This is a genomic window from Vibrio sp. 661 (assembly GCF_033339315.1).
GTDB lineage: Bacteria > Pseudomonadota > Gammaproteobacteria > Enterobacterales > Vibrionaceae > Vibrio > Vibrio alginolyticus.
In genome coordinates this window covers 845224-858158 of the sequence record NZ_JAWOUJ010000002.1, presented here as the reverse complement: position 1 = coordinate 858158, position 12935 = coordinate 845224, and the positions used below count along the sequence as shown (strand labels likewise).

Here is a 12935-nt window from a genome sequence, read left to right as displayed (position 1 = left end):
GCCCACATCTCGGGGGCTAATCATATGCAATTAAGTTATTTATCCGCTATCATTAGTCATCCCTAACAGATCTTCCAAGGAAATTGCATTGTACCCATTGCATGAAGGAAAACAGAAACTAGCCTCTCTAATCGAAGGTTATACTTATGGTGATATGAATGAAGCTCAGACGAGGTTTCATCTAATCGATTTCATTATAAAAGAATGTCTAGGTTGGGAAGGGGATGTTGAAGTAGAACAATATGAACAAGCAAATGGCTTTACTGATTATGAGCTTGGTAAACCTAGAAAATTAGTCGTTGAAGCAAAAAGAGAAGGTGTCCCTTTTCAAATTCCTGCTGGTATTTCTTCTAGATTAACGATGCCACTTAAGTCTCTCGTTCAAGGAAATGTAGAGCTTAAGGCGGCTATTGAGCAGTCAATTTCTTATTGCTCAAATAGAGGTGTTCCAATAGCTGTGGTAACTAATGGTCATCAATACATTGCTTTTCTAGCTTCAAGAGTGGATGGTATCAACATTCTTGATGGTAATGGACTTGTTTTTTTATCTTTAGAGCATTTATTAAAAAACTTTACCGATGCTTGGAATTGTTTGTCAAAAGAAGGAATTAATGACAATAGATTAATTAGAAAATTAACCATCGGTGATTCTAAACTACCAACAAAGCTTTCCTCCTCAGTAGTTAATTATCCCTTTTATAGGTATCCCAGTGATATACAAGCTACATTAAGGCAGCTTTCTGAGCTATTTATTCAGGATGTTGTTGATAATACAGAACTTGAGAAAGACTTCTACAAACAATGTTACTGTGAAAGTGGTGTACTAAATAGATTCTCTCTTTTAAGCAAGAATGTGTTAGAGGCTCGTTATGCCGCCATATTTAGTGATTCAGAAAAACAACCACTTGTAAAATCAGTAAATACTAAAAGAGGACATAATTTCGATCCTTCGGTTATGGCAGAAGCTATGTCACGAAGACCGATTGTACTTTTGGGGGATGTTGGGGTTGGCAAAACCTCATTTGTGAAGAACTTACACCACAATAGTGCGTTTAATGAGTTCAAGAATGCCATATATGTTTATGTTGATCTTGGCTCCAATGCTACGTTAGATGATGATGTTAAGGCTTTAGTTTTAAATCAAATTCAAGACCAGCTTCGTCAAAAATATGATGTTGATATATATGAGAACAACTTTGTTCGAAAGGTTTATCAAGAAGAGATTAAACACTTTGAAGGCAGCGTGTGGGGAGCTTATAAAAAGACTAATTTAGAAAAATATGAAGAAAAGCTTATTGAACACATAATTGAACTTCAGGGTAATAAGAGAGATCATATCAAACGGTCAGTAGAGTTCTTAGCAAATAAGCGGCAGAAGCAGACCATCATCTGTATAGATAATGCAGATCAACGGGATTTTGATGTTCAGCAAAGTGCTTTTATTATTTCACAAGAATTGGCTAAAGAATGGAAAGCTACAGTTTTCTTATCTGTTCGTCCTCAAACATTTTATAAATCCAAACGCTCTGGTGCGTTAAACGCGTACCCTCATAAAATATTTACAATTGCTCCACCAAGGGTTGAAGATGTCATAGCAAAAAGACTAATGTTCGCTGCGCGTTTAGCTAGGGGGCTAGAATCTCGTGTAGATATCGGAAATGTCACTTCTGAAAACTTGGCTGTGTATCTTGAAGTACTCTTGCGTTCATTGCAAAACAATAAAGAAATCAATGAGTTTTTAACAAACATCACTGGTGGGAATATCCGTTCTGTTATAGAGTTTGTCACTTCCTTTATCGGCTCCCCAAATGTTGAAGCAGAAAAAATAATTGATATTGAAGAGACTCAAGGTGGATATAGAATCCCTTTACACGAGTTTACAAAGCAAGCTTTATTAGGTGATTTTGCTCATTTTAATCCTGAAACTTCTATTTCAATGAATATCCTTGATGTATCCACTGCGGATCCGAGAGAGCACTTTTTGCTTCCCATGATTATTTCATTTCTAGAATCTAAAGGGTCTCATTTAGACAAGGACGGCTTTTGTAGCACTAATACTCTTATTAATGAAATGCAAAACTTTGGCTTCACTCAATCACAGATTGAGTCCGCTTTAAGAAGAGCAACAAACAAGAAGTTAATTGAAACATCTCTTCGAGTGACGTTTGAAGAAGACGACGAAAAAATATTATTTGGGGAAATGCCAGATAGCTTTCGGGTAACAACAATTGGTGTATATCATGTGAAAAGATGGCTCGGAGACTTTTCTTATTTAGATGCAATGTTGTTTGACACTCCGATTTTCGAAAAAGATCTTCGAGAAGAAATTTCATCTAATCTTCAGTCTTTTAACATATCTCATAGATTAAACCGAACTAAAGCATTCAAGAGATATTTGATGCAAATTTGGGGATCATTTCCAAATACGCCGTCTTATTTTGATTTTAGAGAATTATGTGCTCTATCTCGACAAAGCTTTACGCAAGTTGAAAATGTAGTGGGAAGAAATAAAAAGAAAAGCTTTGGATAGCCGTAATGCATAGTGTAGTGAGTCATTATAATTGGCTTCAGATATAGAGTTTATCCATATATTTTTTCATCTGAACGGGATCGATACTGGTTCCGTTTGTAACTCAGAACTGTCCAGTTGTGAGCTAGAGTTTCGGCAGCACTCGATTTCGTTAAGCATGCCGACTTCAGTGTATTCCCATGCGTGGGAATGACTTGACTCACCATTTCTCTCCGTCATCATCATACGACTTCGGGTAGATACTTTCGCTTTTCTGAACAATATGCATTTCAAGATTTAGCGACGATAAGATACGAAACAATGTCTGAATGCTGGTGGTTTCTGGATTAAGTTCAAACTTAGAAACGGTGTCCTGCTTAAGTCCAACTGGATCAGCAACTTTAGTCTGAGACAGCTTTTTGTGTTTTCTTTCATCACGAAGATGTATTGCTAACTGCTTCGGCGATGTTATCAACATAACAATTCCTCGTATTTACCCGCTATCGAGGGTAGTTTTAGTTTTACCCCCAGTCAAGGGTAAAAGGAAACTTTAGCGTGTGAGAATAAGAAAACAGCCCCGATGGGGCTGTTGGTTCTAGTTTGTGTTTGCTTCTGCTTTCGCTAAGTATGCGATTAGCTTTTGAGCATCTTCTCCTGCTTTTTTCGGTTTGGGCTTATAATTGAAAGGCGTTAAAGTACTAGCGTAGGGTGCAAATCTTTTTAAGCTTGATGCATCAGAGATTGATGCAATATTTTTTCTTTTCGCTTTTATAGCTTGTAAGTTATTGCTGTCGCCGAGACTGAGTACGTAGTCATTGAACATAACAGCAGGGAACTTCGCTGCATTTAGTCTTAAAGTCATTCTGTAAAGCGCTTGATGCAGCTCTTGCGCTTCTTCAGCATTAATCTCATCTTCACTCTCTAGCTCGTCAAACATCTCTACAGCTTCATGCAGTTTCGCAGCTATTGCACAAAGAGAGTGTTTCTCTTCGTTGATAACAAGACCTCGCTTTTGATGCAGCTCTTCTTTTCTATAATTCTTGTATAGCGAATTTGCTGGTTTAAAGTGAGACATGATTTCTTCAAAGTTGTGCTCAGTGATTTCGTACTTTCCTGATTTAGCTTCTTCAGTACCGAACTTTGCAATTAAGTCTTTTATTGAGCGAGGGCATGCAGGAGCTGTTATTGGTAGCTTTATTAATGTTACATGCGTTGCGTTGCCGCTCGAATTTGTTAGCTCTGGATCTCTAACAATGATGTAAAGCATCTTGCCGCTTTTGTTTTTCTGAAAGCGGGGGAGGGGAGACTTTTTCTGTTTCGCAGGAGCTGTAACGTTATCAGTTAATTCATTGTTTATTTTTTTAAAAATACTCATATTATTATATTTATTATTGTTATATTTTAATTATATCATTTAAATTTATAACATCAATCATAATGTAATTATCTATATTGAACATTATTGTTTAATTTGGTGGTTTTAAATAATAAATTATTTGTTATTTATTTTGTTAAAATAAAAAGAGAGCTTCAGCCCTCTTTTTTAAATTAATATGTATTTTCAGCGATATCTTCTGGTTTCTTCTTGATGTTTCGTCTACTGTTCTGCTTTTTGTTGCCAGCAATAACTCCTTCGTTTTTATATATTTTTTCTATATTTTCAATGGTTTGTTCTATTGCTGGCTCTTGGTCTTCGTGTTTAGCAACTGGGGTGATTTTTAATTCCCAGTGATTTTTTTTGTTCAGTTCGAAGAAGATTAGTAGTAGATGATAGAAGAATTTACTAAGCGTTTTAGATGCAGAGTAAATGCTCTTTTCTTGTTCGTAAATTGTGTGAACGAAAGCTTTGTCGCGTTTGTTGATGCGCTTACCGTGATAGAGCCAAAAATCGATAGCATCCTCTACCTCTCTTTGATGCTGCTTTTTGCATGAGATAATGAAGCAGTTAAGCATGTGCTTATCCCATTCTTCTGCTTGTTTTTTGACTTTACTAGCGTGTGCTTCAGCATCTCTCCTTACGGTTTCAAATCTTTGCTCTGCAAAATATTTTTGTGATTCAAATGTTTCTCTGATGTCGTAATTTTCAATTTGTGACTCGTCATAACTACTTATCATGTTTGCATCGCTTGCTAGAACGCCTGATTTTATCAATCCTCCAAGAGTGAGCTTGTTCCCACTTCTGAGCTTTGATGCAGGTATGATGAAGTCATTGTATTTGTAAACAATACCGATAAATTTTTCGTTGTTTCTGTCTTCTTTAAGTATTACTTCGACGCCATTCCTTAATAGCGCTATTTGATAAAGAGCCAAGCTTGCTTTAGTTGTGTGCTCATCGCTTACATCTAGTTTCTTGAGCATGTTTGCTCTGGATTGCACGAGCATCGGTAGCTCCTTAATGCTTGATTCAACTAAGCGTCTCATCATCAACTTAACTGAGTGAGAGTACTTGTCAGAAGTGACGGCTTCGCCTTTGGCTAATATCTCTGATGAGTTTTCTAGTTGTCGTAACCCAAACTCTTTTTCTTGTTCGCGCATGATTTCTTGTGCAGTTTCAACAGACATCCAATTTGATATCACTTTGTTTGTTTCCAAATCTTGCGTTGATGCTGTTATGTGTACGTGCTGAGAATCAGTATCTTCGTGTCTAAATGCGATGTAGCGTGCGTTTTTGTAACCTAAGCGGTTCATAGTCTTTCTAACTGTTTTACGCCATTGCTTGTCTGTTAGATGCTCGCCAGCGTCTATAGAGATGACGAAATGGCGGAAAGGATGTTTGACGTGCGGATTATGTCTGTATGAGCTTTGAAGCTCTGTTATAGCATCGTGCCAGTCCGCACCCGTAGCCAGCTCACCCATGCTAACTGGAATGGATTCGATTTCGTTAGCACAGATGAAGAATGAGTGTCCTTCGTTTGCAGGAGCATGTTTTGTTTTACCTGCACCGTACTTCACGAGGTTATCTGCGTCTTTTTGTTTTGCGCCGTACTCAACGAGGTTTTGTGCGTCCTTGGCTGTCTGTTGACTTCTTGTGCATTCTAATTCTGTAAATACCATTTTATTGTCTCTTTATTATTATTGTGAATGAGAAAGTAGTAAGTAATGTAGATAAGCCCTCCTTATATTTAAGGAGGGAATTCAGGCTTTATAATTCAGCTTCTTCTAGTATCTTTTGTTTGCATAGCTCGTCTAGCTGACGCGAAGATAAGTATTTTAAAGCTAGTACTTTCGCTGTTGCTGATGAGTGAGAATCTATTGCTAGCTTGCGCGTAGCGTCAACGCTCTTCTTAAGCTCTTTAATGCATTTACTTAGTTTAGCTATCATAGAGCTGTCAGCATCTTCAATGTCTTCTGCAAGCACTTGAAGTGCTTTTGACAGCTCTTTAGTTTCTTTGAAGTACTGTAAATATGCTTCGTCATTGTTTGGGCGTGGTTCGATTTGGTTTGAGATAATATCTCTCAGAAAAGCAGCATCAGATCGGTAGTTGTAACTATTTCTGCACGCTGTGAAGTGTTTTTTGGTTTCTTTAGTTACATGTGTTTTTATTGCTACATCGCATAAGTCTTTAGTTTCTTTGCGCTCTTCTTTGAAACCATTTTCTACCGCATCTAGGATGCGAAGTGATTCAGTAACAACATCCTTGTTAAAGCTATCTGCATTATTTTTAGCGTAAATACTTTTTACAATGCAATTGCAAAAACGCGCATGAGAACTTAGCGTAAGTTTAGATTTGCTTGAAAATTGCGGAAGAAAGGAAGGTACAACAACTTGTAATTCTTCTAAGCTGCAATCTGTTTTCTCAATAAGCGCTCTTAGTTTGTCTTTATTTTCTCTTTTAGTTTCGATTACTATTTCTCTTATTGCTGCATGTAAGTCTTCTTTTAATGATAAGTTCATTTTATTATTTCTCTTTTTATTATTATTATTTTATTTTTATTATCTATAGAGCAACAGCGTGCGACTTAGCGATAACTGCGAAGCATGTTAGCGCAACCGACGGAAGGGAGGCTAAAGCTACAAACGACCTATTTGGAACAAATAGGGAAGAGCAGTATCCGCTTGTTAATTTCTTTTTTCTTATATTATAACCATAAATACTATGAAATTATAATTTATTTTTATTCTTCACTGTATATAACCAGGGTTTAATTTGTTGGTTGTTTTAAAAGCTATCGCACTAATAAATATAAATATTTAGATTGTTTAATATGATGAAAGGTGATTTATTTTAAATTTTCAAATAACAAAGTAAATACTATTTATATTTTTCACGCACTATTTAGTATGCTATTTATTTTTTGTAAATTAAATTGTTTTTCTTATGGGTGTCTATATTTTATGGTTTAATTTTTGGTTGAATATAGGTATAAAAATCATAATTTTTAATGTTATCTTGATAAGATAATAATAAGTTTATTAACCGAGGCCTAATATGTTATTGGTTTGTTTATATGTTGAATCGTCTGTGTTGTTGGAGTTCTTTTCCTTATTGTAAACTTTTCTCGTTTAGACACATACATAGAAGAATCAGCCAGTTCAATCATATCCTGACTGGTTTTAGTTGGGTTATCAGAGTGCTTGTCGTATAAATAATATCCTGTTGAAACTGTAACTTTGATTTTTTGTGCATTGAAGCTCAGTGGGTTGGTTTGTTTAAGTAATTCATCTAGTGCCAAGCACCATTCATGTACTTGACTTTCTGTGTAATTTGGTAAGATCGCAATAAATTCGTCTCCTCCTAGACGGGATATGCAGTGTGCAGGCTTTTCTAATAATTTTAAAGTTGAACCAAAGAGTTTCAACGCCTCATCACCTAAGATATGACCACCATAATCATTGATTAATTTTAAATTATCCATATCCATAAATACTACTGCTATAGTATGAATCTCATTGTTTTTCAAAGACGAATCTATAGCGTTCAGGGCAGCTTCACGGCTCTTAAGCTTTGTTAGATAATCATGATTAAGTCGTGATTCAAGTCGCGTGATTTTTTGCATAAGTTCTTTGTTTTTCTGCTCTAAATGAAAAATCGTTTCTTGCAGTGTTTTCTCGTAGCGAGAGTTAACTCTGTCTTCGTGTCTCTCAATAGAATCAAATACCATCATTCACCCAACATCAGTTTTAACACAGGCGTTGAGAATACATAGTACTACGTCGTAATGTGTCGTATTTGTTTTGCTTATTATCCAACAGAAGTATCAATAACAGATTTTAATTTGCATAGAGAGCTGATCTAAACCTGAGCTATGTGGAGGTGATTCTTATTGTAATCCATATCGAGATATTGATTGATTTGCGTTCATGTAACTTTTTCTGTCTTCGTTTGTTGACCATTACGCCTAATGATAGTTCAAGAGGTAAATTCGCTTGTGGTTTAATAACGTATTGATACGTGTTGAATACTGAAGAATAGACAGTCTATCTGCTTAGAAAGGGCGATATCTTTTAGGGGGACTTTATCAACCTTGAGCTTGTCATCTGCGGTCAGTACTTTTGATGGAGAGCAATCTTCGGGGCTTCAGCATCTAGCAGTTTCTCAACCAGCAACTTTTTGAGTCTGGCATTTCCTCTTTTAGTGCTTTTAGACGAGCTTCAGAGGGCATCCAGTGCAGCGTATGTAAACCATCCTAGATTCAAAGCCTGCCGCAAAGCGCTCGGGCTGAAATACCTTCTTTCGCTCCCTTTAAAATGGCAATGGTTTGCTTTTCATTTAGCGTTTTTTTGGATATATGCACATTGCTCGATATTAACTGAATTAGATTAAGGGGACCTGGCCAGGTTATATACGACACATTATGTCAGAAGTTGATGTACTCTTCATTTTGTTGAATTGCCAGGCGAAGTGGCGAACTCATAGTTGCATAAAAAGAACAAAAAGCGTATTAATATTTAGAATTATAAATAAAAAAATCAATGTGTTGTATGAAATTTATCCGTTTCACGCGTAGTGTTCACGAACCTCACAATGAGTCGGATATCTTTTGAATCATCATATTCTATACAAGTTGGATCAGATGGCTAAGCGAGCAAGCACCCAAGAATCTTTAGTAATTGCGTTTGAAATTTTGAAGCGTATTCCTAAATTTCATCAAACTACAGCAAAAGAACTACATGAACAACTGTGTCAGATAGGTTTAGTACGTGATTTGCGAAGTGTCCAACGGACGTTGGAGATGCTTTGCGAACATTTTGATATTGTGCGCGATGATCGTAGTAAGCCATATGGTTATCGGTGGGATAGAAACAGTGAAAGTCTGGCGTTACAAAACCTAACACCTCAAGAAGCGCTACTGTTGGCATTGTCCCAAGAGTATTTGACGCATCTTCTACCAGCTAACTTACTTTCGTCACTTGATGGGTTCTTCCAAGAAGCTAAATACCAACTTAATCCTAGCTTAATCAATAGTAAGGAGCGTCAGTGGTTAAAAAAAGTTGCTGTTGTTAGTGAAACTCAACCTTTACTTCCACCTAAAATTGACTCCTGTGTTTTTCAAGAAATTAGCAACGCGCTTTATCATAATCGTCTATTAAACATCGAGTACTATAATGCTCGACAAGAACATAAGTCAGGAATAGTGATGCCCTTGGGGTTAGCGCAACAAGGGCATAGACTTTACCTTGTTTGTCGTTTTGATGGATATGATAATGAGCGTAGTTTAGCCATTCATAGAATTACAAAAGCGGCTAGTTCGACGTTCACATTTGAGCGCCCCAAAACATTCAAGCTAAGTCAGTATGATGCTGATGGCAGGTTTCGTTTTGGTGAAGGGGAGAAGTGCTCTCTGTCGTTCTCTATCACAAAGGAAGCTGGTTTCCATCTTACCGAAACACCATTGTCCACAGATCAAACTATTACTGAGTCAGACAAACATTATAACGTGTTTGCGACAGTAGTTCGTTCGAAGCAACTCCAGCATTGGTTAGATGGCTTCAAAGAAAATATTTGGGATGTGTGCTTAACAAGTATCGATAACTAATCTGTTAACTGTTTAAAAAACTAAAACGAGAACAAATATGAATACTAAACTTGTATCTCAATGGGGATTAACTCCTGAACTGTCAGAAAAGCTAGGTTTATTCGATGAAACTGATCGAACATTTCAGGCAATTTTGAAAAGAGATATAGAACTGTTTCTAAAGAAAGCAAAGTCTTTTAGTCCTATACTCGAACTACTCAATCGCTGCTACAAGTCTGTTCAGAACGAAATGTCAGCAGAACGCTGGGTCAGTTTAGATAATGACATATATTTTGATAAGTCGGTACTTGGCTTTTGGTTTATAAAGTCAGAGCCGTCTTTCTTTAAGGATTATGATGCAGGGACAGAATTAAGTTATGTTGAAGATGACATAAACAACATAATTTTAGATCCAATCAATGAGTGGTCAATCCCAAACAAAGAAGAGTTGTTAAGTCTAACTACTCTAAGTAGTGTTCCGTTTGAAACATTTAATGGTAGGCCATATCAATATAACCGCGCATTGTATGATCTTAATGATCATGTCTCGGGTTTTCTGTGTGATCATAATAAGCTCCATGAGTGTGCGTTTGGAATGCCAATTCCATTCCTATCGTCTGATGTTAAAGCAATGACTAATAGAGAACTATTTATTGAGATTCTCAAGCGCGGCTTTAAGTTCGTAGAGCTTAAAAATAATGAAGATTATCTAACCCTATTAAAGATATTCCATCTTGGAGATAAGAGCCTTTTCAGTAAGTATACAAATATTGCTGATGAAGTAATAGGTAGGGCAGTAACGCAGAAGGTAGTTAATTCGCTTCTTATTGAAGATACAATACGGGCTGATATTAGCCCTTACCATAAGAAAATCCTTGATGATACCGAGTTGGGTCATTGGTCATTGTGGCAAGATGAAATAGATACTAGTGCTTCTATTACCGTCGATTTACCAACCAAGCTAGTTGCACGAGATCCAAAAACAAGCATTAATGATGGTGTGGTATCAATTGACTTCGGTACAAAAAGCACAGTAGTTGTATATCAGAAAGATAACATCAATATTCACCCGATGCGTATTGGTACTGGTGACCTTAGTAAAGAGATTGCTTCTCATCACTATGAAAACCCAACCATCATGGAGTTTATCAATCTAGAGTCCTTTACGAGTGCCTATAACGCTAAAGCAAACAAACCTTATACACGTTGGAAAGATCTAACAATATCTCACACTGCACAAAACTCCATGCAAGGTAGTGAGTCAAGCAAATTCAACACGTTCTTAGATGAAATTAAGCAGTGGGCGGGTGATAAAAATAGAAAACTCAAGATCGTAGGTCAGAATGGAAAGGTTATCGATTTACCTCCATTTCTTGAGTTAAAAGATGATGATTTCAACCCAATTGAAATCTATGCCTATTACCTAGGTTTGTATATTAATAACCTCAATAACGGTATCTTCATGGATTACATTCTCTCTTTCCCTGTCACGTATGAAATGCCAATCCGTGACAAGATTATCGAGAGTTTTGAAAAAGGCCTTAAGAAGTCGCTTCCTGCTGAACTTGGCGAAGGAACGATTAACCAGGTCACTGTGACTAAAGGTGCAAGTGAACCTGCTGCTTATGCATTGACTGCTTTACAACAGTACGGTTTTGATCCAGAAGGTGATGAGCGTGTGTTTTATGGCGTATTTGATTTCGGTGGTGGCACGACAGACTTTGATTTTGGCATCTACAGCGAACCAACAGATCGCAAAGATAAAAGACGCTTTGACTACGTGATTGAACACTTTGGTGCGGGTGGTGACAAGTTCTTAGGAGGAGAAAACCTATTGGAGCTTCTTGCTTTTGAAGTATTTAAAAAGAACAAGAGCGCTCTGCTTGAAAAAGGCATTCAGTTTGAAAAACATCCAGAAAGAGATGCGTTTGCAGGCAGTGAGCAGCTCCTAAGTAACTCCCAAGAAGCAAGAATGAACACCAAGCAACTTTGTATTGCTTTACGTCCATTCTGGGAAGAGCATGAGGACTTTTCATTCGATGCGTCTGGTGAGCTTTCAGTGACGTTGACAGATATTAATGGTGTTCGACACTCTGCTTTTGCTCTAGATATTGATTTAGAAGAGCTGAATCAAATCTTGTCAGATCGTATTGAACGAGGAGTTGAGAATTTCTTTGATGCGTTACGCTTGGCATTTAGTAACAGTCGGCTTACATTAACAGATATCGATAATGTGAAAATTTTCCTTGCTGGTAATTCTAGTCAGTCAAGCTTTGTAAATACTCTATTTAAAAAACATATAGCTATACAGCACCAAGACATGGGCGTATCTGAAGATGAAAGCCGTTTTGAGTTGTTTGCTCCTTTAGGGACTGATAAGAATGATGTTGAGAAGCCTACGGGTAAAACTGGCGTTGCATTTGGTCTTATCGAGTCTCGTGATGGTGGCAGCGTAAAAGTTGTCGATCATAACATTGCAGATGAAGATGTTCGCTTCAAATACTACCTGGGTGAAAGTCGTAAGAAAAAATTCAAGCCTCTAATCGATAGAGAGATGAAGTTAAATCAGTGGTATGACTTCATAGATGCTTATTATGACACGTTTGAAATCTTCTTTACGGAACAGCCAAGTTCAAGCACTGGTCAGATGTCGATAGGTGACAGTAGCATTAAAAAGAAAGTAGTTAAGCTTGATGTAACGAATGAAGAAGCTCTTGTTTATATTAAGTTAGTATCACCAACCGCAATCGAGTATGTCGTGGCAAATGAAGCAGATATTGTTAAAGAGCAATACCTAAACGAAATTCAACGTATTGAGCTATAAGGTAAAAGAATGATTGTTCCTCCGACCCTGATCCCAAGTATTATTACAACAATTACCAAGATTGCATCTAGCATTGGTCCCATGATTGCCAAGTATGCCCCGATGGTCATTGAAGTTGTTGGTAAAAACTTGCCGAAAGTTGTAAATACAGTAGAGGCCATCAGCCTGGTGGCTGATGTATTAAAACCTAACGAACGTGCTGACGAGCTTGGCGCGAAGGCAATGGCAGCGGAAAAGACGCCAGAAGATTTCGAACAGATCAATGATTACATCGATTATTTGCGAAATGATGTAATCATTGATGAAGAAAACCTTAGCACTGATGCTGTTGATGTAATAACACGTCAAGCTGTTGGTGTTGCAATTGCCGTAAAAGGTATGGAGCAAGCATTGGAAGCAGATGTTTCGATTCCATTCTTAAACGCTATCAGTGAGCTTGATATCGATCCGACAGTCGTTATTGCCCTTGTGAAATCTTATGAATCAAGTGGTTTAAATTCAGATGATGTTCAAAAGTATTTGGGTAATTCTTTGAGTATTGAGGATACTCACCGACATAGTAATGTATTCGTTAATGCTTATCAGACTGCCAATCCAACGATGAGTGTGGAAGAAGCAGAAGATGCTGTAATGGATTTACGCTAA

The 12935-nt window shown here is 37.2% G+C and carries 9 protein-coding genes; 4 read left to right on the top strand and 5 right to left on the bottom strand.

The window, feature by feature from the left end; genetic code table 11:
- The first annotated feature begins 88 nt into the window (after positions 1-88).
- Positions 89-2530, top strand: coding sequence for a hypothetical protein (locus tag R7P69_RS07925; RefSeq protein ID WP_052708187.1), 2442 nt, complete (start codon positions 89-91; stop codon positions 2528-2530).
- 199 nt (positions 2531-2729) lie between these two features.
- Here the strand turns inward: R7P69_RS07925 and R7P69_RS07920 are convergent, their stop codons facing one another.
- From R7P69_RS07920 to R7P69_RS07900, 5 genes are all read right to left on the bottom strand, one after another.
- A complete protein-coding gene (locus R7P69_RS07920; RefSeq protein WP_318121544.1) occupies positions 2730-2987 on the bottom strand; it encodes a helix-turn-helix domain-containing protein in 258 nt (85 codons plus the stop codon).
- A 117-nt stretch (positions 2988-3104) separates the two neighbouring features.
- On the bottom strand, positions 3105-3884 hold the full coding sequence (locus R7P69_RS07915; RefSeq protein WP_046875432.1) for a hypothetical protein: 780 nt from the start codon (positions 3882-3884) through the stop codon (positions 3105-3107).
- Between the two features lie 173 nt (positions 3885-4057).
- Complete coding sequence (locus tag R7P69_RS07910; RefSeq protein WP_318121543.1) at positions 4058-5461, bottom strand: relaxase/mobilization nuclease domain-containing protein; 1404 nt, start codon at positions 5459-5461, stop codon at positions 4058-4060.
- Between the two features lie 190 nt (positions 5462-5651).
- The gene (locus R7P69_RS07905; protein WP_046875434.1) at positions 5652-6404 is read right to left on the bottom strand and encodes a hypothetical protein; all 753 of its coding nucleotides are present in this window, start codon (positions 6402-6404) and stop codon (positions 5652-5654) included.
- A gap of 530 nt (positions 6405-6934) precedes the next feature.
- Positions 6935-7615: a GGDEF domain-containing protein gene (locus R7P69_RS07900; protein WP_080936790.1), complete on the bottom strand. Its 681-nt coding sequence runs from the start codon at positions 7613-7615 to the stop codon at positions 6935-6937.
- A 909-nt stretch (positions 7616-8524) separates the two neighbouring features.
- Between R7P69_RS07900 and R7P69_RS07895 the strand changes: the two genes are divergently transcribed.
- From R7P69_RS07895 to R7P69_RS07885, 3 genes are read left to right on the top strand one after another with little or no spacing between them, the layout of a single operon-like run.
- A complete protein-coding gene (locus tag R7P69_RS07895) occupies positions 8525-9487 on the top strand; it encodes a helix-turn-helix transcriptional regulator (RefSeq protein WP_025591596.1) in 963 nt (320 codons plus the stop codon).
- 37 nt (positions 9488-9524) lie between these two features.
- A complete protein-coding gene (locus R7P69_RS07890; RefSeq protein ID WP_046875435.1) occupies positions 9525-12290 on the top strand; it encodes a molecular chaperone DnaK in 2766 nt (921 codons plus the stop codon).
- 9 nt (positions 12291-12299) lie between these two features.
- Positions 12300-12935 carry a hypothetical protein gene (locus tag R7P69_RS07885; RefSeq protein ID WP_080936791.1) on the top strand — a complete coding sequence of 212 codons (636 nt, stop codon included), beginning with the start codon at positions 12300-12302 and terminating at the stop codon, positions 12933-12935.

Bases quoted from the DNA above. Each gene is read 5' to 3' on its own strand.
- R7P69_RS07920 (WP_318121544.1), bottom strand. From the start codon at position 2,987: ATGTTGATAACATCGCCGAAGCAGTTAGCAATACATCTTCGTGATGAA.
- R7P69_RS07915 (WP_046875432.1), bottom strand. From the start codon at position 3,884: ATGAGTATTTTTAAAAAAATAAACAATGAATTAACTGATAACGTTACA.
- R7P69_RS07905 (WP_046875434.1), bottom strand. From the start codon at position 6,404: ATGAACTTATCATTAAAAGAAGACTTACATGCAGCAATAAGAGAAATA.
- R7P69_RS07900 (WP_080936790.1), bottom strand. From the start codon at position 7,615: ATGATGGTATTTGATTCTATTGAGAGACACGAAGACAGAGTTAACTCT.
- R7P69_RS07895 (WP_025591596.1), top strand. From the start codon at position 8,525: ATGGCTAAGCGAGCAAGCACCCAAGAATCTTTAGTAATTGCGTTTGAA.
- R7P69_RS07890 (WP_046875435.1), top strand. From the start codon at position 9,525: ATGAATACTAAACTTGTATCTCAATGGGGATTAACTCCTGAACTGTCA.
- R7P69_RS07885 (WP_080936791.1), top strand. From the start codon at position 12,300: ATGATTGTTCCTCCGACCCTGATCCCAAGTATTATTACAACAATTACC.